The organism is Kineococcus sp. AC630 (genome assembly GCF_979255925.1).
This window is the reverse complement of record NZ_CEEDMJ010000003.1, coordinates 21,695-45,377: the sequence shown is the minus strand read 5'-3', so window position 1 is coordinate 45,377 and position 23,683 is coordinate 21,695. Positions and strand designations below refer to the sequence as shown.

Genomic DNA, 23,683 nt, shown 5'->3' with positions numbered 1-23,683 from the left:
CGGGATCACGGATCGGAGGAGGGTCAGACCGTGGCGGCCGTGGGGTCCCAGTCGTCGGGGAGCGGGGCCGCGGCCTCGACGGTGCTGCTCACGGGCACGAACGCGCCGCTCTGCGCGGACTCGGCGATCGACTCCATGACGTCGACCACGTGGTGGGCCAGGGCGCCCTGGACGCGGTGCGGACGTCCCGCCCGGATGGCCCGGGCCATCTCGAGGACCCCGGTACCGCGGGTGGACAGCGCCGTCGTGGAGGCCAGGACCTCCCACTCCTCACTGCCGCGCCGGCGGATCTGGACGTCGCCGTCGAAGTTGTTCGGGTCCGGCAGGGCCAGGGTCGCGTCGGTACCGGTGATCTCCACGAACCCCGCCCGGGGGAGGGGGGAGTCGAAGCTGAAGATGCTCTGCGAGCTCTGGCCGCTGCGGAACTGCGCGATGGCGCTGACGTGCGTGGGCACGGTCACGTCGAAGGTCTCGCCCGCCTTGGGCCCGGAACCGATGACGCGCTGGGCCCGGGCCGTCGAGGCGATGGCCGCGACCGAGGCGACCGGGCCGAACGCCTGGACCAGCGTCGTGAGGTAGTAGGGCCCGATGTCGAACAGCGGACCGGCCCCGGTCTGGAAGAGGAAGGCCGGGTTCGGGTGCCAGGACTCCGGGCCGGGGGACTGCATCAGGGTCAGCGCCGTCAGGGGGGTCCCGATGTCGCCCCGGGCCAGCGCCTTGAGCGAGGTCTGCAGCCCCGCGCCCAGGAACGTGTCCGGCGCGCAGCCCAACCGGACACCGGCCGCCTCGGCCGCGTCGATCAGGCGCTGACCGCCTTCGCGGTCGAGGGCGACGGGCTTCTCCGACCAGACGTGCTTGCCGGCCGAGATCGCCGCGAGCGACACCTCGACGTGGGCCGCGGGGATCGTCAGGTTCACGACGATCTCGACGTCCGGGTTGCCCAGCACGGCGTCGATGCCGCCGTGGGCCGGGACGCCGTGCTCCGCGGCCCGGGCCGCGGCGGCCTCGGGGAAGAGGTCGCCGATGGCGTGGACCCGCACGTCGGGGAACGCCGTGAGGTTCTCGAGGTAGGTGCCGCTGATGACGCCGGCGCCGACGATGCCGATCCCGACCGGTCCTGTGCGGGTCTCGCTCACGACAGGGCCTTCGTCAGGTAGTCGTAGCTGCCCTGCACGGCGTCGAAGACGTCACCGGTGGTGTCGTCGAGCTCGACGACCCCGAGGTCGACCCCCGCCGAGGCCGCGAGGATCGCGGCGACGTCGAGGTCGCCGGACCCGAAGGCGACCTGCTTCTTCGTGTCCCGGCTGCCGTCACCGTCCTTGAGGTGGACCGCGCGCACGCGCTCGCCGAGGCGGCCGAGCAGGTCGGGGACCTCGACGCCGCCGACGACGACCCAGTAGGTGTCGACCTCGAGGGCGACCCCGTCGGCGAGGTGGTCGGCGAAGACCTCGAGGGCGGGGCGGCCGCCGATCTTCGTCTCGAGCTCGAACTGGTGGTTGTGGTAGCCGATGGTCACCCCGGCGTCGGCGGCGCGGAGCGCAGCGGCGTTGAGCTCGGCGGCGATCGCGGCGACGTCCTCGGCGGTGGTCCAGCGCGCGGGGTCGACGTGGGGTTCGACGACGAGCGTCGTCCCCGTCTTCGCGGCGGCGGCCAGCACGGCCTCGATGTCACCGCCCACGACCTTGGCGTGGGTGCTCGGTGCGGTCAGCCCGGCCCGGGCCAGCGCCGGGGCGAGCTCGTCGGCCTTCTCGGTGAGGCCGAACGGCTCCACCTGGCGGAAGCCGAAGCCGGCGAGGCGGGCCAGGGTGGCGTCGAGGTCGGCGGCGAGCGCGTCGCGCACCGTGTAGAGCTGTACGGAGATCTTCGACGTGTCGAGTGTCTTGTCGGCCATGAGTGGGGTTCTCGTCCTCTCGCGTGCTGCTCGCGGGGCGACCGTCCCTGGACGCCCACGTCCCCGGTCCGAGGAACCGAACCGGTTCAGCAACCGTACGGCCGCGACCCGTGCGGGCGCCAGACCCCGTTACGATCCGGCGGTGAGCGAGGGACCCCGCACTGCCCTGACCGAGGACGAACTGGCCTTCCTGCACGAGACCTTCGACCTGGCCCGGACCGGCGCGACGGCGGAGCTGACCGCCCGGGTCGACGCCGGGGTCCCGGTCAACCTCACGAACTCCGGCGGGGACACCCTGCTGGTCCTCGCGGCCTACCACGTGCACACCGAGACGGTCCGGGCCCTGCTCGAGCGCGGCGCCGACCACGCCCGGGTCAACGACAAGGGCCAGACGGCCCTCGGGGCCGCGGTCTTCCGGCAGGCCACCGACATCGTCACGGCGCTGCTGGACGCCGGGGCCGACCCGGAGCTCGGGCGCCAGTCCGGGGTGGCGGTGGCGCAGGTGTTCGACCTGCCGGAGATGACGACGCTGTTGCGGGCCAGGAGCTGAAGGCGGGAACCCGGTAGTACAAGATCAAGACGTCTATGCTGGTGCTTCTCTCGGCGAAAGTGGAGATGAGATGCGCCTCGTCCATGTCAGTGCCAGCAACTGGCGGAATTTCAAGTCGGTTGACTTCCCCTTGTCTGATCGATTGTTCATCGTGGGACCGAACGCTGCAGGCAAATCGAATCTTCTCGACCTCCTGAGGTTCCTGGGAGACATCGCGAGCCCTGGTGGTGGTCTGTCGGCGGCTCTCGATCGCCGAGGCGGGTTCGGCAAGGTGCGCAGCCTCTTCGCGCGGAACAACCAACGAGGCCGTCTCATCGTCGAGGTGCGCCTCCAGGACGGGGATGACCTCTGGCGTTACCGCCTGAGCATCCGTGGGGAGGCTCGTGGCAGGAACAGGCCGCTCGTGGACGAAGAATTGGTCGAGCTCAACGGGGTCTCCATCCTCCAGCGACCCGATGGTCGTGATGGTGACGATCCAGAGAGACTGACTCAAACTCATCTCGAGCAGATCGCAGCGAACCAGCGCTTCCGGGCCATCGCCGACTACTTCTCGAAGGTGCGCTACTTCCACCTGGTTCCCCAGGTCATCCGAGATCCAGCCCGGGCAGGGCATTCGGACGACCCCTTCGGGGGTGACTTCATCGCGCAGATGAATGCGGTCACTCCAAAGACGCGATCCGCGTGGCTTCAGCGTATGCAGAACGCTCTCCGCGCAGCGGTTCCAGAGTTCGAGTCTCTGGACATCGACGTCGATGCTTCTGGGAGACCGCACCTGGTGGCGGGATACAAGAACTGGCGAGCGACTCCCACACGACACACAGAGGTCGAATTCTCCGATGGGACGCTGCGTCTCATCGGTCTGCTCTGGACCATGGTCAGTACGCCGGCGAACGGCGGAATACTGCTGCTCGAGGAGCCAGAACTCTCACTGAACGCGTCCATCGTCCGAACTCTGCCTGCGGTTCTGTCCACTGCGCAGCGGGACAAGGATCTTCAAGTGGTGCTGTCCACCCATGCGCCTGAGTTGTTGGACGACGAGGGGGTCCTGGCTGAGGAAGTACTCGTCTTGCGTGTCACGGGAGACGGCACGACTGCCGAGCTCCTGTCGCAGGTCGAAGTGGTCGCAGGCGAGGTGGAAGCAGGCCTTCCTACCTCAGACATCGTTCAGGGACTCATCGCACCCCCTGACCTGGGTGGCTTGATCAGCGTTGGAAGCGGGCGCCGACGTTGATCAACGCCGCGGTGGAGGGTCGCTCGGACGAAGGAGCTGCTCGGGCCGTCATCAGGGCGGCCGGTCACGAGGTCGGGACGGTCTTGGCGAAGGGGGGCAAAACGCGACTGGACCCGCTGATCCCGAACTACAACCGGGCTGCGCTCCATTCGCCCTGGGTGGTGTTCAGGGACTCTGACACCAAGTGCCCGGTGGCACTACGCAGCCAACTCATGGCCAACGTCGACGTCGCTTCCCCGAACTTCGTCCTGCGCATCGTGCATCCCATGACGGAGGCTTGGCTCATGGCGGACGCGGAGAGCTTCTCCAGGTTCTTCGGCGTCCGCAGGGGCGACCTGCCCACCGATCCTGAGTCTCTGAGCAATGCCAAGTCGTCGGTCCTCGCGCTGTGCGCACGGTCCCGATCGAAGGTCGTCCGGAGCGACATGGTGACTGCCGCGGGAAAGACCGGTCCCCTCTACGTGAGCAGGATGAACGAGTTCGCAGAGCAGGTGTGGCGCGTCGACGAGGCGGTTGAGGTCTCGACCAGTCTCAGGCGGGCTGTGGTGGCCCTGAGAAGGATCAAGTGAGGCTGTGGAACCGCAAATGCGCCATCTTCCTCGTCCTCGTACCGCAGATACGCCTGAGTGTGGCTAGAGTCGGGTCGTGCCGCTCTACCGCATCCGTGACGTCGCCGACCTGCTCGGCGTCTCCGACGACACCGCCCGCCGCTGGACCGACGCCGGCACGCTGGCGAGCGGCAAGGACGAGACCGGCCGGACCGTCGTGGACGGAGCCGTGCTCGCCGCCTTCGCGGTCCAGCACGCCGCGTCGGCCGCCCCCGACACCACGGGTGTGACGCGGTCGGCCCGCAACCACTTCGCCGGACTGGTGACGCGGGTCCTCGCCGACGGGGTCATGGCCCAGGTCGAGATGCAGTGCGGACCGCACCGCGTCGTCTCGCTCATGAGTCGCGAGGCCGCCGAGGAACTCGGCCTCGAACCCGGGAGCCGGGCCACGGCCGTGGTCAAGGCGACGACGGTCATCGTCGAGACGCCCGAGGGGAACCGGTCGTGAGGATGCGTCCGGTGATCGCCCTGGTCGTCGTCGGTGGTCTGCTCGCCGCCTGCGGTTCCGGCGACACCGCGACCCCGGCGGCGACGTCGAGCTCCACCAGCGCGGCGGCCCGCGCCCTCACCGTGTTCGCGGCCGCGTCGCTGAAGGGGTCCTTCACCGAGATCGGTCGGGAGTTCGAGGCCGCGAACCCCGGCGTCACCGTCAGGTTCAGCTTCGCCGGTTCCTCCGACCTCGTCACCCAGATCACCGAGGGTGCCCCGGCGGACGTGTTCGCCTCGGCCGACGAGAAGAACATGACGAAGGTCACCGACCAGTCGCTGACCGCGGCCGCCCCGGTCGACTTCGCCACCAACGTCCTCGAGATCGCCACTCCCGCAGGCAACCCCGCCGGGATCAAGACGTTCGCGGACCTGGCGAAACCGGGGGTGAAGGTCGTCGTCTGCGCCGCGCAGGTTCCCTGCGGTTCCGCGACGCAGACCGTCGAGACGTCCTCGGGGGTCACGCTCAGCCCGGTGAGCGAGGAGTCCTCGGTGACCGACGTCCTGGGCAAGGTCACCTCCGGCGAGGCGGACGCCGGTCTCGTCTACGTCACCGACGTCACCGCCGCGGGCGAGAAGGTCACCGGGGTGGAGTTCCCCGAGTCCGCCGGCGCCGTGAACACCTACCCGATCGCCGCCCTGAAGGACGCGCAGGACGCCGACCTCGCGTCGGAGTTCGTCACGTTCGTCACCGGTACCGCGGGCGAGGAGGTCCTGCGGGACGCCGGGTTCGGCGCGCCGGCGACGTGACCCGGCGTGGCAGTGCGGTGGAGGGGAGCGCGCTGCCGCGGTGGGTGTTCGTCCCGGCGGGGGTGGGGCTGCTGCTGTTCCTCGCCCCCCTCGCCGGGATCCTGTCGCGGGTGCCGTGGGCGGACTTCGTCCCGCTCGTCACCTCCGACTCCTCCCGCGCCGCGCTGCTGCTCAGCCTGAAGACGGCCTCGGCCAGCACCCTCGCCTGCCTGGTCCTCGGGGTCCCGATGGCGTTGGTGCTGGCCCGCAGCGACTTCCCGGGGATGCGGGTGCTGCGCTCCATCGTCCTGCTGCCCCTCGTGCTGCCACCCGTCGTCGGCGGGCTCGCGCTGGTCTACACCTTCGGCCGCAGGGGCCTGTTCGGGTCCACGCTGGAGGGTTTAGGCGTCACCGTCGCCTTCACCACCGTGGCCGTGGTCATCGCCCAGACGTTCGTGTCGCTGCCGTTCCTGGTCCTGAGCCTCGAGGGAACCCTGCGCACGGCGGGTCGGCGCTACGAGGCCGTCGCCGCGACGCTGGGCGCGAGACCCGGTCGGGTGCTGTTCCGGGTGACGTTGCCGCTGGTGGTGCCGGGGCTGGTGTCCGGTGCGGTGCTGGCCTTCGCGCGCGCCCTGGGGGAGTTCGGCGCGACCCTGACGTTCGCCGGCAGCCTCCAGGGCGTGACCCGGACGTTGCCGCTGGAGATCTACCTCGTCCGCGAGACCGACCCCGACGCCGCGGCCGCGTTGTCGCTGCTGCTCGTCGTCGTCGCGGTGGTCGTCGTCGTGGCGGTCCGCGGACGGCCGGGGCGGGGGGTGTTCTGATGGCCGGTCTGGAGGTCGCCGTCCGGTTCACCCCGCGGGACGTCGACCTGGAGCTGTCGGTCGCCCCCGGGGAGGTCCTCGCCGTCCTGGGGCCGAACGGCGCCGGGAAGTCGACGCTGCTGGGACTGCTCGCGGGGTTGCTGCGACCGACCGCGGGGCGGGTCGTCCTCGACGGCGAGGTGCTGGTCGACGACCGCGGGACCTTCGTCCCCCCGCACCGCCGCGGGGTCGGCCTGCTCGCCCAGGACGCGATGCTCTTCCCGCACCTCAGCGTCGAGGCGAACGTGGCCTTCGGCCCGCGCAGTGCCGGTGCCTCCCGCACCCACGCCCGCGAACGGGCCCGGCAGCTGCTCGGGGACGTCGGCATGACCCCCTTCGCGGCCCGTCGCCCCCACGAACTGTCCGGCGGCCAGGCCCAGCGGGTCGCGATCGCGCGGGCGCTCGCTGCCGAGCCGAAGCTGCTGCTGCTGGACGAACCGATGGCCGCGCTCGACGTCACCGCCGCCCCCGAGGTCCGGCAGGTCCTGCGCCGGGTCCTGCGCGGTACCGGGCGCTGCGCGGTCCTGGTGACCCACGACCCGCTCGACGCGCTGGCCCTCGCCGACCAGGTCGTCGTGCTGGAGGCAGGTCGGGTCGTCGAACGCGGTCCGGCGCAGCAGGTCCTGTCCTCGCCGAAGAGCGCGTTCGGGGCCCGGCTGGCGGGGCTGGTGCTGATCCCGGGGACCATCACCGCGGACGGCCTGGCCACCGCGGACGGCGCCGTGGTGCACGGGCTGGTCACCGGCGCGGTGGGGGAGCGTGGCGTCGCCCTCTTCAGCCCTTCCGTGGTGTCGGTGCACGCGAGCGACCCCGGCGGGAGTCCGCGCAACCGGTGGTCCGCGACGGTGCTCGACGTCGCTCCCCGCGGGGAGGTCGTCCGCGTGCGGGCCCGACCGGACGCGCCGGCCGGTCACGACGTCCTGGCCGACATCACCGTCGCGGCGGCGGCGGAACTCGACCTCGTGCCGGGCGGCCCGGTGCACCTGGTCGTCAAGGCGACGGCGGTCCGGATCCTCGCCAGCGCCTGACGACGACGGCTCGCCCGTTCCGCCGACCCAGGGGAGCTCGCACTGCGACGATCGTCGGACGCGGGGTCTCTCAGGGTTCCCCTAGGTTCGGGGGATGCTCGTCCTCGACAAGATCACCAGGACCTTCGGGGACCGTCTCGCTCTCGACGGCGTCAGCATCAGCGTTCCGGACGGACGCATGGTGGGTTTCGTCGGGGCGAACGGTGCCGGGAAGACCACCACGATGCGGATCGCCCTCGGCGTGCTGGCCGCGGACTCCGGGACGGTGACGTTCCGCGGTCAGGTGCCCGACCTCGCCGTCCGCCGCCGGTTCGGCTACATGCCGGAGGAACGCGGTCTCTACCCCAAGGGCAGGTTGCTGGAACAGCTGGTGTTCCTGGCCCGGCTGCACGGGGTGGACCGCGGGGTCGCCGCGAAGCGGGGCCAGGACCTGCTGGAACGCCTCGGGCTGGGTGACCGGTCCGGCGACAAGCTGGAGTCGCTCTCGCTGGGGAACCAGCAGCGGGTCCAGGTGGCGGCCTCCCTGGTGCACGACCCGGAACTGCTGGTCCTCGACGAACCGTTCTCCGGTCTCGACCCGATCGCCGTCGACGCGATGGCGGACCTGCTGCGGGAGAAGGTCGCGGCGGGGGTGGGTGTCCTCTTCTCCAGCCACCAGCTCGACCTCGTCGACCGGCTGTGCGACGAACTCGTCATCCTGCACGCCGGTCGGGTCGTCGCCGCGGGAGAACCGGAGAAGCTGCGCCGGGAACGGGCCGGATCGCGCTTCCGGCTCGTCGCCGACGCCGACCTCGGCTGGCTGGACGACGTCCCCGGCGTCCGGGTGCTGGAACGGCGTGCCGACGGGACCGTCCTCGAACTCCACGGTGATCCCGACCTCGACCAGCGGGTTCTCGCCGAGGCCCTCCGCCGCGGCCCGGTCCGCTCCTTCGCCCCGCTGCTGCCCTCGTTGTCCGACCTGTTCCAGGAGGTGTCCCGGTGAACGCCCAGTGGTGGATCATCGCCCAGCGCGAGATGACCGAGAAGTTGCGGGACAAGGGTTTCATCTTCTCGACCGTCCTGCTCTTCGTCCTCGTCGCCGCGGCCTCCGTCCTGCCCGGGGTGATCTCCGGAGGTGGCGACGACTACGACGTCGCGGTCACCGCGCAGGCGCAGCCGCTGGTGGTCGCCCGGCCCGGTGAGGACCCGGACACCCGGATCGAGCTGAAGGAGGTCGCCGACGACGCGGCCGCCGAGGCCGCCGTCCGCGCCGGTGACGTCGACGCCGCCGTGGTCGTCGGGGACACCAGCGCCGTCATCCTGGGTGACCGCAGCGTCTCGGACACCCTGGCGGGCGTCCTGCGCGCCCGGATCGGTTCCGCTCAGACCGTGCTGGGTTTCCAGGCACTGGGGGTGGACCAGACCGAGGTCCAGCGCGTCCTGTCGTTGCCGCCGCCGTCGACGCGACTGCTCGACCCCGACGCGGTGGACCCGTTGCTCGTCTACTTCCTCGGCCTCGCGTTCGCACTGCTGTTCTTCCAGATCGTCGTCCTCTTCGGCTACTCGATCGCGCAGAGCGTGGTGCAGGAGAAGCAGACCCGCGTCATCGAACTGCTCGTGACGACCGTCCCGGTGCGGCAGTTGCTCATCGGCAAGATCCTCGGCAACGGGATCCTGGCCTTCGGTCAGATCCTGCTGCTCGTCGTCGCCGGGGTGGCGGCCCTGCGCATCGCCCAGCCGGAACTGCTGGACAGCATCCCGGGCATCCCCAGCGCCGCCGCGTGGTTCCTGGTCTTCTTCGTCCTCGGCTTCGCGATGCTCTCCTGCCTGTGGGCCGCGGCGGGCGCGATGGCGAGCCGGCTCGAGGACCTGCAGTCGACGGCGACCCCGGTGCAGATGTTCGTCATGCTGCCGTTCTTCGCCAGCTTCCTCGCCAACGAACCCGGTCCGCTGCAGACCGCGTTGAGCTACATCCCGTTGTCCTCGCCGATGGTCATGCCGAAGCGCGTGGTCCAGGGGGACGTCGCCCTGTGGGAACCGTTGCTCTCGCTGCTGATCATCGCGGCCACCGCCGTGCTCTTCGTCACCGTCGCGCGCCGTCTCTACGAGAACAGCCTGTTGCAGACCGGTCGGTCGCTGGGTTTCCGGTCCGCGTGGAAGAAGGCCGTCTGAGCCTTGCGATGATGGTCCGGTGAGTGACGAGGTCCAGGAGCAGCGGGTCGTCGGCGTGGGGCCCTGGGAGGGGACCTGGCCCGACGACCCGCGTTTCGACCCTGAGCTGCTGCTCGAGGGTGACCGGCGCAACGTGGGTGACGAGTACCGGTACTGGTCCAACGCCGCGATCGTCGCCGACCTCGACACCCGCCGGAACCCGCTGCACGTGGCGGTCGAGAACTGGCAGCACGACGCGAACATCGGTTCGGTCGTGCGGACCGCGAACGCCGTGAACGCGGCCGGTGCGCATGTCGTGGGCCACCGGCGGTGGAACCGGCGCGGCGCGATGGTCACCGACCGGTACCTGTCGGTGCACCACCACGCCGACGTGGAGGCCCTGGTCGCCTGGGCCGCCGAACGGGGGCTCCCGATCGTCGGCATCGACAACGTCGAGGGATCGGTACCGCTGGAGACCTACGACCTCCCGCGCGAGTGCGTGATGCTCTTCGGGCAGGAGGGTCCCGGACTGACCGACGAGGCGGTCGCGCACTGCGTCGACGTGCTGGCCATCGCGCAGTTCGGCTCGACCCGCTCGATCAACGTGGGGGCGGCGGCGGCCGTCGCGATGCACGCCTGGGTGCGCCGGCACGTCTTCGACCAGCGTCCCTGACGCTGGTCGGACCACCGTCCGCGATCGTGCCGGGGACCCCTGCACGATCGCGGACGGGAGGGGTCAGGGGAGGACGAGGACCTGGCCGACGGCGATGTGCGCCGGGTTGTCACCGATGAGGCCGCGGTTGGCGTTCCACACCGCGACGTACCCGCCGGCGACACCGTTGTTCACGGCGATCCGGTAGAGGGTGTCGCCGGGGGCGACGGTGTAGGTGCGGGCGGCGGGCGCCGGAGCGGCTTCGACGACGGCGACCGGCGCGGGGGCCGGAGCAGGCGCGGGGGCCGGAGCGGGAGCAGGCGCCGGGGCGGGAGCGGGAGCCGGGTGGAGCAGCGCGGCCTCCTGGCCGACGGGGTCCGCCGAGCCGTGCAGGCCGAGACGGCGCGAGCAGGACGGCCAGGCGTTCCAGCCCTGGGCCGCGAGCACGCGCTCGGCGACGACGATCTGCTGCTCGCGGGAGGCCTGGTCGGCGCGGCCCGCGTACTGCCCACCGCCGAAGCTGAGCCAGGTGCGCGGGTTGAACTGCAGCCCGCCGTAGTAGCCGTTGCCGGTGTTGATGTGCCAGTTGCCGCTGGACTCGCAGTGGGCGAGCGCGTCCCACTCCTGCACGGGAGCGGCCGAGGCGCTGGAGACGGGGCCCAGCAGAGCGGCACCGGCAGCGCCGGCGGCGAAGGTGGCCAGCAGGCCACGGCGGACGAGACGGTACGGGGCGCGACGGATCGCAGACATGGTTGGCCTCCAACGCCTGCGAGGTCAGCTGTCGGGTTCGGGTCGAAGGTGTGACCCGGCCGCGCGGACGCGGCTTCACCCCGAGGACTCCGCAGCGGACTGCGGTGGTCCGAGGAACCTTGGGTCCCCCGCTCCTGCCCACGGGTTCTGCATCCGGCGCGGTGGGCAGGACTCGGCGTCTCCGCGACGTGTCCCCGAACGGGCTCAGGGACGGGCCGACCGTAACAAGCGCGAGGCCCGGCGTACACCGTGCCGTGTCCGCACCGTCACGTGAACGTGCACGAAACCCCTGATCAGGCTGGTGGGCGACGCCCGCGTGTGGCGCAGATCACGCCCCGGAGCGCTCGGATCAGCTGTTCGCGAGCAGTTTCGCGACGGCTTCCTCGATCCGGGGGGTGAAGTCCCCGGCCCGTTCACCCTCGCGTCCGTGCAGCGGTTCACCGAAGGTCACGTGGATCGGCGGACGCCCCTTCACGGGCCAGTTCCGCTTCGGCGGCATCGCGTCGTAGGTCCCGCGCAGGGCGATCGGGACGACCGGCACCCCGGCCTCCAGGGCCAGGTACGCCGCACCCTTCTTGAACGGGCGCATCTCACCGGTGTAGCTGCGCCCGCCCTCGGGGAACATCACCAGGCTCCAGCCGTCGGCGAGCAGCTGCGAGGACGCGCTCGCCCCCGCCGTCCCGCGGCGTTCCAGCGGGAAGGTGCCGATGACCAGGCCCGACGGGGCCGCGCGCCACCACACGTCGAAGAAGTAGTCCGCCGCTGCGGCGATCGCGATCCGACGGCGACGGCGCGGTCCGAGGGCCTCCAGCAGCACCGGGGCGTCCAGGTGCGAGGAGTGGTTGGCGACCAGCACGGCCGCGCCGCCGAGGCGGTCCAGCACCTCGGCGTTGTGCACGTGGACCGTCACCTGCGAGCGGAGGACGGGGGTCATCAGGACCCGCTGCAGCCCGGAGCGCACCGCCGTGGCCGGGGCCGAGCGCACCCAGTCGTTGCGGTGGACCGCCCGCCCGGCCTTGTCCTCGGGAGCAGACCCGGAGTGCTTGCGCAGCAACGGCAGCGCACGCACGATCCGCGTCGGTCGGGGGATCCCCATCAGCCTCGCCATCCTTCGGTCCTCGACACCGGCGGTCCGCATCGACTGCTCGACGGTGTGGAGTGCACGGTTCGCATCCTGCCACGTCGACCCCCCGGGGAGCCTTCCGGCACGGCTCAGTCGGTGCCCGCGAGCACCTGCTGCGGCACCCGCAGCCGCCGCGCGGGCGAGCTCGCCGCCCAGTCCGCCACCGGCCAGCGCGAGGCGCGGGCCACCCGGAACAGCGGGACGTCGGGCGAGACGGCCGTCGGGTTGCCCACCGACTTCAGCAGCGGCACGTCGACGTGGGAGTCGGCGTAGGCGTAGCTGGCGGACAGGTCCGCCCCCTCGACCTCGGCGTAGCGGCGCAGCCAGGCGGCCCGTGCCTCCCCGACCAGGGGTGGGGACTTCAGGAAGCCGCTGGCCCGACGGCGCCCGCCGAGGTCGAGCTCCTCGTCCAGATCGGTGCAGACGACCTCGTCGAAGAGGGCCGACAACGGCCGCGTCACCTGGCGCACGTCCCCCGTCATGAGGATCGTCCGGTGCCCGGCGTCGCGGTGACCCTGGATGCGCCGCAACGCGTCCGAGGAGACCTGCTCCAGGAAGCGCGGCGCGTGCACGTCGTCGACGTAGGCCTCCAGCAGGTCCAGGTCGACGCCCGCGTACCCGCGGAAGAGGGAACGCAGGAAGCTGCCGCGGTCACGCCGTTCGGCGGCGATCCACCCCGGCAGGTGGCGCATGATCCGGCCGAACTCCGCGACCCGCGCCGGGGCGTCCAGCGCCGAGAGGCGCAGCGTCAGGTACGAGTCGACGACGGTCCCCGGGATCAGCGTCCCGGCGAGGTCGAAGACCGCGAGGACGGGAGCCGACCCCTCGGCGACGGGCTTCAGCGCCCGCGGGCCGGTGGACTCGGTCAGCTTGCGCCGACGGCGGATCTCCTCGTACTTGCGCATCTGCGTCGTGACGCTGGGGCAGTGGCTGTCGAGCCAGTAGTGGCGCCAGTCCACCGTCGAGGTGTCGAAGCCGAAGAGCTCCGCGTCCGCGGGGTCCAGCGACTCGTGCAGCGACAGCGTCTTGTCGTCGACGAACCGGAGCTCGGCCTCGGTGTAGGCCTTGTACAGGTCCATGTAGCGACGACCGCTGTCGAGCTGCCGGCTGAGGGTGTCGAGCTTGCGGGAGGCCTCGCGGACCCGTTCCGAGCGCGGCGCGAACGCCAGCAGCCGGTTCCCCGCGCCGGTGAGCAGCTCCCCGGCCCGGACCTTGCGCTCCACGGCCCGACCTCCCGGGAAGTCCCACGTGGGCATGACCGCGGGGGAGGAGTCGAAGGGGTGCTCCGTGAAGTACTCGCGGATGAACTCGTAGATCTGGCGGAACGTCAACGGGTTCCGGTTGCCCGAGGAGACGTGGTAGTACGCCGGCTGGGACAACGGCGGCGGGGTCGCCGACGCGACCAGGATGGCGTTCACGACGTGGTCGATGGGCACCACGTCGAGGACCGCGTCCGGTGCCGCCGGGAACTCGGTCAGCTCACCGCGGCCGTAGGCCAGGATCAGCGGCTCGGCCATCTTGAAGCCCTCGATCCAGCCCGGGTGCGGGTGCTGGACGGCGGACTCCACGACGCTCGGACGCAGGATCGTCGTCGGGATGACGGGGGCGGCGATCTCCTCGACGAGTCGCTCACCCATCGACTTGGTGAAGGTGTAGCAGTCCGTCCAGCCCAGCGTGCGGGCCCGTTCCTTGCCCGCGGCGCGCTGCTGGTCCGCGACCCAGCGCACCCGGCGTTCCTCGGCCCCGGCGGCCACGCTGAGCGGACCCGCGCGACCGTGGTCGCGTTCGGCGGCACGCAGGAACGTCCGCAGCTGCACCTCGAGGCGGGAGTCCTCCTCGATGCGGGCCGCCAGGCGCAGCCCCGCCTCGGTCTCGGTGCGCCAGTCGACCCGGTGCTCCACCGCGCGTTCCGGGACGGCGCCCCGACGTCGGCCGCCGACGAAGGCCGTCGAGACGTGCACGTAGTGGACGGCGCCGTGACCCCGTTCGTTGGCCTCCAGCGTCCGCTCGACCAGTGCACGGGTACCCACCACGTTCGTCGTGAAGGCGTCCTGGATCAGCGGGTCGAACGAGACGTCACCCGCGCAGTGCACGACGACGTCGATGTCGGACGGCAGCTCCGGCACGTCGGCGAGGTCACCCTCGAGCGCCTGCACCCGCGTCTTCAGCAGGTCGTCGACCTCACCCGCGGCGCGGAAGATCTCCTTGCGCAGCACCCCGCGCAGCCGGTCCTCGCCGGACTGACCCGGCTTCGGGCGCACCAGGGCGACCGCCGTCGTCCCGGGCAGGTCGACGAGCAGACGCTGCAGCAGCGCCTCACCGATGAAGCCCGTCACCCCGGTCAGGAGGAAACGCTTGCCGTCGAGCTGCTCAGCCAATCGCACCGGCGAATCCTGTCACGTCCCCACCACTGCCCCGTTCCCTCGCGCTCCCCCCGCGCTTCCGCCGACGCGCGCACCACCGAGCCGTAGGGTCGCGCCCGTGGAGATCGCCTGCCTGCAGACCGCCGGGACGACCGGCGATCCCGAGGCCAACCTCGCCGCCCTCGAGGTCGCCGCGGGCGACGCCGTGGCCCGCGGGGCCGAGCTGCTCGTCACGCCCGAGATGTTCCTCACCGGCTACGACCTCGGGCCCGACACCCCCGAACGGGTGCGGGCCCTGGCCCCCGGCCTGCTGGACCGGGTCCGCGACACCGCCCGCCGCCACGGCCTCGCCCTGGTCGTCGGGATGCCCGAGGTCGAGGGTGGGCACTGCTACAACGTCGCCGTCTTCGTCGGCCCCGACGGTGAGGTGCTCGGCCGCCACCGCAAGGTCCACCTCTTCGGCGACGTCGACCGCGCGGCCTTCAGCGCCGGCGACCAGCTCGTCTCCACGGTGCGGTTCCGCGGCCTGACGATCGCGATGCTCATCTGCTACGACGTCGAGTTCCCCGAGGCCGTGCGGGCCGCGGCGCTCGCGGGCGCTCACCTCGTCGTGGTCCCGACCGCCCAGATGCACCCCTTCGAGTGGGTCGCGGAGCAGCTCGTCCGCGTCCGGGCCTGGGAGAACCAGGTCTACGTCGCCTACGTCGACCACGACGGTCACGAGGGCGCCTTCGACTACGTCGGGCGCAGCAGCGTCGTCGGTCCCGACGGTGTCGTGCTCGCCTCCGTCGAGCACGGTGAGGCGCTGCTGGTCGCCCGGGTCGACGCCGACCGGGTCGCCCGTCAGCGGCGGGAGAACCCCTACCTCACCGACCGGCGCGGACCGCTCTACGGAGCCCTCGTCCAGGACTGACCCGCGGCTGTGCTGCGGCTGTGCGCGACCGCGCTACCGTGGTTCGCGGGTGCACCGTCGCACCCGCAGCGACCCGCGAGGAGGCGGCCGTGAGCCGGTTGCAGACCGATTCGGTGGAACTCGTCCGACGCCGTCCGACACCACGCTCGATCGCGGTGTGGAGCGCCGTGGCCCTCGTGGGTGCCGTGGCGTGGACGGTCCTGGCCCTGGCCCGCGGCGAGTCCGTCAACGCGTTGTGGATCCTGTTCGCGGCGCTCTCCTCCTACGCCATCGGCTACCGGTTCTACTCGCGGTTCATCACCTACCGCGTGCTGGGGGCCGACGACCGCCGCGCCACCCCGGCCGAGAAGTACGAGAACGGCGTCGACTTCGAGGTGACCGACCGGCGGGTCCTCTTCGGGCACCACTTCGCCGCGATCGCCGGTGCGGGGCCGCTCGTCGGGCCCGTCCTCGCGGCGCAGATGGGGTACCTGCCGGGGACGATCTGGATCGTCGTCGGGGTGCTGTTCGCCGGGGCGGTGCAGGACCTCACGGTGCTCTTCTTCTCCATGCGCCGCGGGGGGAAGAGCCTCGGGCAGATGGTGCGGGAGGAGATCGGGATGGTCGGCGGGGTCGCGGCGCTGATCGCCGTGTTCGCCATCATGATCATCATCCTGGCGGTCCTCGCGCTGATCGTCGTGAACGCCCTCGCCGCCTCGCCGTGGGGGGTGTTCTCCATCGCGCTGACCATCCCCATCGCGTTGTTCATGGGGGTCTACCTGCGGTTCCTGCGGCCCGGGAAGGTGCTGGAGGCCACCGCGATCGGCGTCGTGCTGCTGCTCGCGGCCATCGTCGGCGGCGGCTACGTCGAGACCTGGGGTCTCGCCGACACCCTCACCCTCACCCCGGAGACCCTCGTCATCGCCCTCGTGGCGTACGGGTTCGTCGCCTCGGTGCTGCCGGTCTGGCTGTTGCTGACCCCCCGCGACTACCTCTCGACGTTCATGAAGATCGGCGTCATCCTGCTGCTCGCGGTGAGCCTGCTGGTGGCGCGGCCGGTGCTGGCCAACGACGCCGTGACGTCGTTCGCCCGCGAGGGCGACGGCCCCGTGTTCGCCGGCTCGCTGTTCCCGTTCGTGTTCATCACCATCGCCTGCGGGGCGTTGTCGGGTTTCCACGCCCTCATCGCGTCGGGGACCACGCCGAAGATGGTCGCCAAGGAACGGCAGGTGCGTTTCATCGGCTACGGCGGGATGCTCGTGGAGAGCTTCGTCGCGATCAGCGCCCTCATCGCTGCCTCCGTCATCGACCAGGGTCTCTACTACGCCGTGAACTCCCCGGCCGGGGTCACCGGCGGCACCGTGGGGACGGCGGCGCAGTTCGTCAGCGGACTGGGGTTCACGGCGACCCCGGACGCGCTCGACGCCGCCGCGCGGGCCGTGGGCGAGGACAGCGTCGTCTCCCGCACGGGTGGCGCCCCGGCGCTGGCGCTCGGGATCTCCCAGGTGTTCCACCAGGCGTTCGGCGGTGGGTTGCAGGCGTTCTGGTACCACTTCGCCATCATGTTCGAGGCGCTGTTCATCCTGACCGCCGTCGACGCCGGGACCCGGGTCGGGCGGTTCATGCTGCAGGAGACCCTCGGGAACGTCTGGAAGAAGATGGGTGACCTGTCCTGGCGGCCGGGGAACCTCATCGCCAGCGCCGTCGTCGTCGCGGCCTGGGGCTACTTCCTCTACACCGGGGTGACCGACCCGCTGGGCGGCGTCAACCAGTTGTTCCCGTTGTTCGGGATCGCGAACCAGTTGCTGGCGGCGATCGCGCTGACGCTGGTGACGACGCTGCTGGTCAAGCACGGCCGGGCCCGCTACGCCTGGGTGACGGCGGTCCCGCTGGTGTGGGACCTCGTCACGACGATGACGGCGAGCTGGCAGAAGGTGTTCTCCGACGACCCGACGATCGGGTTCTTCGCCCAGCGCGCGAAGTACTCCGACGCCCTCGCCGCCGGGGACGTCCTGGCCCCGGCGAAGGACGCGGCGCAGATGCAGCAGGTCGTGACGAACTCCACCGTCAACGGGGTCCTGCAGTCGTTGTTCGCCGTCCTGGTCGTCGTCATCGCGCTCAACGCGGCCGTCGTCGTGGTCCGGGCGCTGCGTGCCGGCGGACTGCCGACGACGGAGGAACCCGCGGTGCCCTCGAAGCTCGTCGAACCGGCCGGGCTCGTCGTGACCGCGCAGGAGCAGCGCGAGCTGGCGCTCGCCCGGGCGGAGCTGGAACGGTGAGAGCGCTGCTCGGGGCGCTGGGGTGGTGGCGTCGCCAGGTCGACGGGACCGACCGCTGGGAGGCCTACCTCCGGTCCTGCGCGGCCCACGGTCACCCGCCGGTGAGTCGCGGGGTGTTCGAACGCCGACGGGCGGACGCGAAGGCCGCGCGGCCCGGGGCTCGCTGCTGCTGAACCGACGGGTCACCCACCTCGTGGAGAGGTCGGGGGATCGACGACGGACGACCTGAGACGGAGCTGAGACCTCGTGCTCGACAGCTGGTGCACCCGCAGACAGGATCGAGCCATGAAGCGCTTCCGGGTGACCGTCATCGCCCACCGCCGTTCGGCGGTGCGGACGGACGGCGACGCCGGGTCCGGTGTCGTGCACACCGAGACGGTCCGCGCCGACGACGCCGGGTTCGCCCGCGACCTCGTCCTCGTCCGGGTCCACGCGGAGTCGGCGCTGGTCAGCAGCGCGGCCGTCGGGATCGATGCCGTCCTCGTGGAGCGGCTGCGCTGGGGTCGTCCCCCGGTGCGCGAGTTCGACCGGCGTCGCGTCGTCGCCGCCCGCTGACCGGGCCGTGGTGGAACTGGACCTCGAGGAGTTCGAGGTCGCCGTCGGGGACGCGCTGGACTCGATCCCCGGGGAACTGGCGCGCGCGATGGACAACGTCGTCGTCCTCGTCGAGGACGAGCCCGGCCCGGAGTTCCCGCCGGACCTGCTGGGGCTCTACGAGGGGACCCCGCTGACGGAACGGGACTCCTGGTGGGCCGCCGGTGCCCTGCCCGACCGGATCACGATCTTCCGCCGTCCGACCCTCGCGGTCTGCGCCGACCGTGAGGAGGTCGTCGCCGAGGTGCGGATCACCGTCGTCCACGAGATCGCCCACCACTTCGGCCTCGACGACGCCCGGCTGCACGAGCTCGGCTGGGCATGATCTCCGAGCCGTGGGGGGCGGCGCTCGATTTCCTGTCGGCATACAAGCAGAGTGCTCCTCAGGCGCGCAAGGCTGACGTGGAGAAGGCTTTCGTCGACGCATTCTCTAACCATCGGATGCGTAGCGTCTACGTTGCAGACGGGTACGCTCTTCGGTTCACCGAAGCAAACGGCCCCACGTTTTCAAATACTGTACTGTCGCTCTCTGCTCTACAAAGGCACGACCGCGAACCCTTCATTGTGGTGATCGTGAGACCGGGAGGGGTCAAATTCGCCTGAGTAACACCAGTCTACTGCGCAAAATCAGTCATAGCTCGCGGGACCTGACTGTAGACCGACTGAGGGGGAGCTTCAACGGGACGGACATCTTGAGCAGCCTCGATGGTCTCAGTAACGAACGGCGGAACTTTCCCGACTTGTTTGCACGCCACGCGGCTTTCACATGGGAGGAGAATCTGGGGCGCCTCGTCGAGGCAACGAGCGCCATCCTTCCTGCGGGGAGCCCGTTCCGTGTCTCGATTGCGGACCGGGAGAGCATTCTGAACGCTCCCCAGCGCACCGCGAACATGTTGAGTGCAGGTCTATTCTCCGAACTGCAGGACCGCCTGGACCGCATCGTCCAGACTGCCAGTGAAGACGTTCTTCGCATCGCCCGGGTCGAGAATGTCAATCTCCGCGGGAACGCTATAGAAGAGCTGATCACGCACCTGACGCCCCAGCACCGTCTGGAAGACATTGGCCTCCGACACCCCGGTGGGGTTCTGGGAGTTGATGTCAAGACAACAACAATTGGCAAGTCGTCCGCGCCCAAAGGCTACAACGTAGGCAAGATGTTGGCCTGGCTTGCGAGTGTGGAGCACACCGCAGCGTTCTATTTCATCGGCGTTGACTCATCCGCGGGGCGCATCGCCACGCGACTCGTGCCCATCTTTGACCGGACCGTCCTCAACGCAACTCACGTCACACACCATTGGGCCGGCCGTGCGTCACGGGGGGTCACTCAACTTGACGGTGGCTTCAAGGCCGTCCTTGACGCCGGGTTCTCCTCAATTGTGGACGTCATTGGTTCGCGCGACTTCCTGATCGGTCTGCTCGATAGCTAGGAGGGTGCTGGTCACCCTCGATGAGGGGTTCAGGCGCGTTGAGGGAATGCCCGCTCTCACGGCTTAGTTGAGACCCTCGTGAACATCGACCTCCTGAGCTTCGAACTCGCCCGCGAGGCGTTCGACGACCGCCGCTTCACCGAGGGCGCGCGGCTGCTCGAACCCCTGGTCGAGAAGAACCCCGACGACCGCTCCCTGCGCGAACTCCTGGCTCGCACCTACTTCGGTGCCGCCATGCTGTCCAAGGCGGAGGAGCAGGCGCGGGACCTGGTGCGCCGCACGCCGTCCGACGCGTTCGCGCACCTGCTGCTGTCGCGCACCCTCGAGCGGCAGAGCCGGCACGACGAGGCCCGGGGCCATCGTGTGATGGCGCACGTCCTCGGCGCGGAGGTCTGACCCGCAGCCCTGACCTCAGATCAGGTCGATCAGGTCCCCGATGCCTTCGACGATCTGGTGGGGCTGGAACGGGAACCGCCGGACCTGCTCGCGCTTCGTCGACCCGGTGAGGACGAGGAACGTGCGCAGGCCGGCCTCGATGCCGGCGACGACGTCGGTGTCCATCCGGTCGCCGATCATCGCCGTCGTCTCGGAGTGAGCCTCGATCCGGTTCATCGCCGAGCGGAACATCATGGGGTTGGGTTTCCCCACGAAGTAGGGTTCCGCCCCGGTCGCGCGGGTGATGAGCGCCGCCACGGACCCCGTCGCCGGCAACGACCCCTCCTTCGAGGGGCCGGTGGCGTCGGGGTTCGTGGCGATGAACCGCGCCCCGGCCTCGACGAGGCGGATCGCCTTCGTGATGGCCTCGAACGAGTACGTCCGCGTCTCGCCGAGGACGACGTAGTCGGGGTCGGTGTCGGTCATCGTGTACCCGGCCTCGTAGAGCGCCGTCGTCAGCCCGGACTCGCCGATGACGTAGGCCGAACCGCCGGGCATCTGCCGGGCCAGGAAGTCCGCCGTCGCGAGCGCCGAGGTCCAGATGTTCTCCTCGGGGACCTCGATCCCGCTGCGGGAGAGGCGGGCGGAGAGATCGCGTGGAGTGAAGATCGAGTTGTTCGTGAGCACCAGGAACCGGCGGCTCGAGTCCGCCAGCCGCTGCAGGAACTCCGCCGCACCGGGCAGCGCGTGGTCCTCGTGGACCAGCACGCCGTCCATGTCGGTCAGCCAGCACTCGATGGCCCGGGTGTCGCCCATCTCGTTCCCCTCCACGGCTCTCACTCCGCCAACCCGGCCAGCACCGCGGCCGTTCCCGACAGGCCCAGGCGGGTCGCGCCGGCCTCGAGCAGCGCGAGCGCGGCCTCCGTCGAACGGATCCCGCCGCTGGCCTTGATGCCGAGCCGACCGCCCACGGTCGCGTGCATGACCTCGACGGCGTGCACGCTCGCGCCGCCGCTGGGGTGGAAACCGGTGGACGTCTTCACGAAGTCGGCGCCGGCGGCCTCGGCCGCCCGGCACACCGCGACCAGCGCCTCGTCGGGCAGCGCCGCGGACTCGACGATGACCTTGAGGACCGTCGGGGAGGGGATCGCCGCCCGGACGGTCGCGATGTCGTCGCGGACGGCGTCGTAGTCACCGGCCAGGGCCGCGCCGACGTCGATGACCATGTCGACCTCGTCCGCCCCGGCCCGCGCGGCGAGGGTGGCCTCCGCCGCCTTCACCGCGCTGGTGTGCTTGCCGGACGGGAAACCGCACACCGTGGCGACGACGAGACCGTCGCCCCGGAGGGGGAGCATGTTCGGCGAGACGCAGACGGCGAGGACGCCCAGCGACCGAGCCTCCTCGCACAGCGCCGCGACGTCGGCGGCGGTCGCCTCGGGCTTCAGCAGGGTGTGGTCGACCAGTCGGGCGACCTCGGTGCGGGTGCGTTGGCTCACGGCGCCGAGTCTGCCACTGACCGTCGATATCGGCGGAGACGGTTGCGGGGTGGGGCGGTGGCGACGACCCTCCCGTCGGCGATGAGCCCGTTGAGGTAGCGGGTCACGACAGCCCGCCCCAGTCCGAGAGCTTCGGCGAGGTCGGTGACGTGGTGTTCGCCCCCGTCGGCCATCAGGGCCAGCAGCTGCTCGGGGCGCGTGACCGGCACGCGGGGGGCTGCGGGGGACGGGGCGGGGAGCGCGGTGGGCACGGTGGGTGGCGGCTCGACGATCTCGTAGCGGACGTGCTTCGGGTCCGCCACGTGGGTGAGGAGCCCACGATCGGCGAGGTCGCGCAGCACGGTCATCGCCTCTGGGCCGTCCAGCCCGGATCGGCGCAGGGTCGGCGCGTCGACGCTGCCACGGCGGCGGGCGAGGGCCAGTGCGAGACGTTGCGGCTCGGAGCCCACGGCGCCGAGGGCGGCGGCGAGCCACTCACGCGTCGGGGGGTCCAGCAGTTCCCCTCGGGGGAACGTCACCCGGAACCGGGGGAGCGTCGCGGTGAACTCCGGGACCGACAGGCCCGCGTCGCGCAACAGTGACGTCATGACGGGGATGCCGCTGCCGCGGTTCTCGCAGACGACCCGGTCGGTCCCGGGGAGTGCGACGTCGGCCAGCAGCAGGGCGAGTCGGCTGTTGCGGCTCGACGACACGTCCCCGAGGGCGTCGGCGGTCACCGGCCCGAACAGTCCCCCCGGGCTGATGACCTCGAGGCGGTCCGCGTACATCTCGACCTGGACCTGCGCACCCCGGCTGAGCGGCCCGTAGTCGCGGTGCATGACGGCGTTCACGACGGCTTCGCGCACTGCTTCGACGGGGTAGTCGTAGGCGTCGCTGCGGCCAACCCCGGTGACCGTCGACCGGACCGCCATGTTCCGCGTCACCGCCGCCACCGCGTCCTCGATCATCTCCGGCAGTGGTCCGGTGAGGGTCTGGTTGTCGAGGAAGCGTGGCCCGCCGCTGGGACCGGCGCCCTTGGCCGTCCCGGGAACGTGGACGAAGGAGACGTGCAGCTGCGGGAAGAACTCCTGCGGGTAGGCGCCCAAGGTGAGCAACCCGGCCAGGGTGGGGACGAGAGTGCCGCCGTGGGCCACGAGGACGCCGAGGCGGCGCAGGACGACGTCGTCGGGGACGCCGGCGAAGATGCGGGCCTGACGGCGGCGGACGTGGCCCAGCAGCGCCTGGACGGCGTCCGGGGAGAGGTCGTCGACGGTCGTCGGGGTGGGTTCGAGGTCGTGCAGGGGTTGCCCGCGGCTCTCCCGCAGGGCGTACGCCTCGTAGTCGGTGAGGAGGCGCTCGCCCTCGTAGCTGCGCAGGTAGGAGCCGCCGCGCTCGCCGCGACTGGTGATCCAGCAGGGTTTCTGGTCGGCGGGGAGTTCCGGAACGCCGGCGGCGACGATCGTCGTCCCGTCGATGTCCACGAGGTCGATGTCCAGCCGGACGGGTGGGGTGAGCTCGTTGCCGGCCGCTTCGTCGAGGAACTGCGCTGTGCGGTGAGCGTCGAAGCCGGGGGCAAGGGCGAAGCCGTCGGCCTCATCCACGCCCAGGAGGATCAGGCCGCCGTGGCCGTTGGCGAAGGCGCTGATGGTCTCGCGGACGCTGCGGGGGAGTCCCCCGGTGGCCCGCTCGGCCTCGATCGTGGCGCTCTCGCCGTGGCAGCGGAGGACCGCGAGGGCGGCGAGGACGTCATCGGGGGTGGGCATCGGGCCTCCGGCTGTGACCGTCAAGACATCGTACTCTTGGGCGGTCACATCGTACTTGATGCTACTGGAAGTCGATGAAGTGGATGAAGGACGGTGGTGTGACCTGCCCGGCGGCGTCCAGCCGCGATGTCCTCATTGCGCTCGATCGCATGGACGGCGCACCGCCTCGCCCGTCTGCACGACGCGGACGACGCGAAGGGGCCGCCCCCTCGTCCTGGACTTCGCGGTCGAGGACCGGAGGAATCCGGACCGCCTTCGAGTCGAAGTACACCGATGCCTACCTGGAGACGGCGACCGACCCCGACCTCGTTCACGACCTGTCGGCCAAGCTCGACTAGGCCGCGCCATCTCCACCGAGACGGAGATCGACAACGCCGCCGACGTGATCGTCGAGCAGAAGGGCAACAACGCCCTCGCCGCGGCTCCAGCCCCCAGCCGAACAGCGTTTCGCCACGAAGCTCCAGTCCGCGCTCA

General features: G+C 70.9%; 26 protein-coding genes, 1 pseudogene and 1 riboswitch. Of the genes and pseudogenes, 19 read left to right on the top strand and 8 right to left on the bottom strand.

The window, feature by feature from the left end; genetic code table 11:
• Positions 1 to 23: 23 nt before the first annotated feature.
• On the bottom strand, positions 24 to 1,136 hold the full coding sequence (locus AC0I8G_RS03850) for a Gfo/Idh/MocA family protein (protein ID WP_471728747.1): 1,113 nt from the start codon (positions 1,134 to 1,136) through the stop codon (positions 24 to 26).
• Positions 1,133 to 1,657 (bottom strand): sugar phosphate isomerase/epimerase family protein, encoded by a 525-nt coding sequence (locus tag AC0I8G_RS03845; protein WP_471728966.1) that lies wholly within the window; start codon positions 1,655 to 1,657, stop codon positions 1,133 to 1,135. The genes AC0I8G_RS03850 and AC0I8G_RS03845 overlap by 4 nt, the downstream gene beginning before the upstream one ends.
• Here AC0I8G_RS03845 and AC0I8G_RS03840 point away from each other — a divergent pair.
• The 11 genes and pseudogenes from AC0I8G_RS03840 to AC0I8G_RS03790 form a co-directional block, all read left to right on the top strand.
• Positions 1,634 to 1,837 (top strand): annotated as a pseudogene (locus tag AC0I8G_RS03840) (hypothetical protein); the annotation flags it as partial. The gene AC0I8G_RS03845 and the pseudogene AC0I8G_RS03840 overlap by 24 nt on opposite strands.
• 196 nt (positions 1,838 to 2,033) lie before the next feature.
• A complete protein-coding gene (locus AC0I8G_RS03835; protein WP_471728746.1) occupies positions 2,034 to 2,441 on the top strand; it encodes an ankyrin repeat domain-containing protein in 408 nt (135 codons plus the stop codon).
• A gap of 70 nt (positions 2,442 to 2,511) precedes the next feature.
• On the top strand, positions 2,512 to 3,672 hold the full coding sequence (locus tag AC0I8G_RS03830) for an AAA family ATPase (RefSeq protein WP_471728745.1): 1,161 nt from the start codon (positions 2,512 to 2,514) through the stop codon (positions 3,670 to 3,672).
• Entirely contained in the window at positions 3,669 to 4,241 is a 573-nt protein-coding gene (locus AC0I8G_RS03825; RefSeq protein WP_471728744.1) for a hypothetical protein, read from the top strand. Before AC0I8G_RS03830 ends, AC0I8G_RS03825 begins: the two co-directional genes overlap by 4 nt.
• A 76-nt stretch (positions 4,242 to 4,317) precedes the next feature.
• Positions 4,318 to 4,728 (top strand): TOBE domain-containing protein, encoded by a 411-nt coding sequence (locus tag AC0I8G_RS03820; protein ID WP_471728743.1) that lies wholly within the window; start codon positions 4,318 to 4,320, stop codon positions 4,726 to 4,728.
• A 2-nt stretch (positions 4,729 to 4,730) separates the two neighbouring features.
• On the top strand, positions 4,731 to 5,516 hold the full coding sequence (gene modA / locus AC0I8G_RS03815) for a molybdate ABC transporter substrate-binding protein (protein WP_471728965.1): 786 nt from the start codon (positions 4,731 to 4,733) through the stop codon (positions 5,514 to 5,516).
• Positions 5,513 to 6,319, top strand: coding sequence for an ABC transporter permease (locus tag AC0I8G_RS03810; RefSeq protein WP_471728742.1), 807 nt, complete (start codon positions 5,513 to 5,515; stop codon positions 6,317 to 6,319). The genes modA and AC0I8G_RS03810 overlap by 4 nt, the downstream gene beginning before the upstream one ends.
• A complete protein-coding gene (locus AC0I8G_RS03805; RefSeq protein ID WP_471728741.1) occupies positions 6,319 to 7,386 on the top strand; it encodes a sulfate/molybdate ABC transporter ATP-binding protein in 1,068 nt (355 codons plus the stop codon). Before AC0I8G_RS03810 ends, AC0I8G_RS03805 begins: the two co-directional genes overlap by 1 nt.
• 94 nt (positions 7,387 to 7,480) lie before the next feature.
• A complete protein-coding gene (locus tag AC0I8G_RS03800; RefSeq protein ID WP_471728740.1) occupies positions 7,481 to 8,368 on the top strand; it encodes an ABC transporter ATP-binding protein in 888 nt (295 codons plus the stop codon).
• On the top strand, positions 8,365 to 9,537 hold the full coding sequence (locus tag AC0I8G_RS03795) for an ABC transporter permease (RefSeq protein WP_471728739.1): 1,173 nt from the start codon (positions 8,365 to 8,367) through the stop codon (positions 9,535 to 9,537). The genes AC0I8G_RS03800 and AC0I8G_RS03795 overlap by 4 nt, the downstream gene beginning before the upstream one ends.
• A 19-nt stretch (positions 9,538 to 9,556) precedes the next feature.
• On the top strand, positions 9,557 to 10,189 hold the full coding sequence (locus AC0I8G_RS03790; RefSeq protein ID WP_471728738.1) for a TrmH family RNA methyltransferase: 633 nt from the start codon (positions 9,557 to 9,559) through the stop codon (positions 10,187 to 10,189).
• A 63-nt stretch (positions 10,190 to 10,252) separates the two neighbouring features.
• Here the strand turns inward: AC0I8G_RS03790 and AC0I8G_RS03785 are convergent, their stop codons facing one another.
• The 3 genes from AC0I8G_RS03785 to AC0I8G_RS03775 all read right to left on the bottom strand — a co-directional run bounded on the left by AC0I8G_RS03785 (position 10,253) and on the right by AC0I8G_RS03775 (position 14,425).
• Positions 10,253 to 10,918 carry a transglycosylase family protein gene (locus AC0I8G_RS03785; protein ID WP_471728737.1) on the bottom strand — a complete coding sequence of 222 codons (666 nt, stop codon included), beginning with the start codon at positions 10,916 to 10,918 and terminating at the stop codon, positions 10,253 to 10,255.
• A riboswitch (cyclic di-AMP (ydaO/yuaA leader) is annotated at positions 10,917 to 11,087 on the bottom strand. Its footprint overlaps the gene before it by 2 nt.
• Before the next feature lie 180 nt (positions 11,088 to 11,267).
• Positions 11,268 to 12,026 (bottom strand): lysophospholipid acyltransferase family protein, encoded by a 759-nt coding sequence (locus AC0I8G_RS03780; RefSeq protein WP_380160445.1) that lies wholly within the window; start codon positions 12,024 to 12,026, stop codon positions 11,268 to 11,270.
• Between the two features lie 104 nt (positions 12,027 to 12,130).
• The gene (locus AC0I8G_RS03775) at positions 12,131 to 14,425 is read right to left on the bottom strand and encodes an SDR family oxidoreductase (protein ID WP_471728736.1); all 2,295 of its coding nucleotides are present in this window, start codon (positions 14,423 to 14,425) and stop codon (positions 12,131 to 12,133) included.
• Positions 14,426 to 14,522: 97 nt separating this feature from the next.
• On the opposite strand from AC0I8G_RS03775, the gene AC0I8G_RS03770 reads away from it, so the two are divergent.
• The 8 genes from AC0I8G_RS03770 to AC0I8G_RS03735 all read left to right on the top strand — a co-directional run bounded on the left by AC0I8G_RS03770 (position 14,523) and on the right by AC0I8G_RS03735 (position 19,992).
• The gene (locus AC0I8G_RS03770; protein ID WP_328293240.1) at positions 14,523 to 15,317 is read left to right on the top strand and encodes a carbon-nitrogen hydrolase family protein; all 795 of its coding nucleotides are present in this window, start codon (positions 14,523 to 14,525) and stop codon (positions 15,315 to 15,317) included.
• Between the two features lie 98 nt (positions 15,318 to 15,415).
• On the top strand, positions 15,416 to 17,575 hold the full coding sequence (locus AC0I8G_RS03765; RefSeq protein ID WP_471728964.1) for a carbon starvation CstA family protein: 2,160 nt from the start codon (positions 15,416 to 15,418) through the stop codon (positions 17,573 to 17,575).
• The gene (locus AC0I8G_RS03760) at positions 17,572 to 17,748 is read left to right on the top strand and encodes a CstA-like transporter-associated (seleno)protein (protein WP_328293238.1); all 177 of its coding nucleotides are present in this window, start codon (positions 17,572 to 17,574) and stop codon (positions 17,746 to 17,748) included. The genes AC0I8G_RS03765 and AC0I8G_RS03760 overlap by 4 nt, the downstream gene beginning before the upstream one ends.
• 112 nt (positions 17,749 to 17,860) lie before the next feature.
• A complete protein-coding gene (locus tag AC0I8G_RS03755; protein ID WP_471728735.1) occupies positions 17,861 to 18,130 on the top strand; it encodes a hypothetical protein in 270 nt (89 codons plus the stop codon).
• Positions 18,131 to 18,137: 7 nt separating this feature from the next.
• Positions 18,138 to 18,494: a metallopeptidase family protein gene (locus tag AC0I8G_RS03750; RefSeq protein WP_471728734.1), complete on the top strand. Its 357-nt coding sequence runs from the start codon at positions 18,138 to 18,140 to the stop codon at positions 18,492 to 18,494.
• Entirely contained in the window at positions 18,491 to 18,772 is a 282-nt protein-coding gene (locus AC0I8G_RS03745) for a hypothetical protein (RefSeq protein WP_471728733.1), read from the top strand. The genes AC0I8G_RS03750 and AC0I8G_RS03745 overlap by 4 nt, the downstream gene beginning before the upstream one ends.
• A gap of 89 nt (positions 18,773 to 18,861) precedes the next feature.
• Positions 18,862 to 19,596: a hypothetical protein gene (locus tag AC0I8G_RS03740; protein WP_471728732.1), complete on the top strand. Its 735-nt coding sequence runs from the start codon at positions 18,862 to 18,864 to the stop codon at positions 19,594 to 19,596.
• A gap of 78 nt (positions 19,597 to 19,674) precedes the next feature.
• Positions 19,675 to 19,992 (top strand): tetratricopeptide repeat protein, encoded by a 318-nt coding sequence (locus tag AC0I8G_RS03735; protein ID WP_380262800.1) that lies wholly within the window; start codon positions 19,675 to 19,677, stop codon positions 19,990 to 19,992.
• A 15-nt stretch (positions 19,993 to 20,007) separates the two neighbouring features.
• Here the strand turns inward: AC0I8G_RS03735 and AC0I8G_RS03730 are convergent, their stop codons facing one another.
• Genes AC0I8G_RS03730 through AC0I8G_RS03720 form a run of 3 tightly spaced genes read right to left on the bottom strand, consistent with a single transcriptional unit; the run spans position 20,008 to position 23,209 of the window.
• Complete coding sequence (locus tag AC0I8G_RS03730) at positions 20,008 to 20,787, bottom strand: HAD-IIA family hydrolase (RefSeq protein ID WP_471728731.1); 780 nt, start codon at positions 20,785 to 20,787, stop codon at positions 20,008 to 20,010.
• A gap of 20 nt (positions 20,788 to 20,807) precedes the next feature.
• Complete coding sequence (deoC, locus tag AC0I8G_RS03725) at positions 20,808 to 21,467, bottom strand: deoxyribose-phosphate aldolase (protein ID WP_471728730.1); 660 nt, start codon at positions 21,465 to 21,467, stop codon at positions 20,808 to 20,810.
• Positions 21,464 to 23,209 (bottom strand): ATP-binding protein, encoded by a 1,746-nt coding sequence (locus tag AC0I8G_RS03720; protein ID WP_471728729.1) that lies wholly within the window; start codon positions 23,207 to 23,209, stop codon positions 21,464 to 21,466. Before AC0I8G_RS03720 ends, deoC begins: the two co-directional genes overlap by 4 nt.
• Positions 23,210 to 23,683 lie beyond the last annotated feature (474 nt).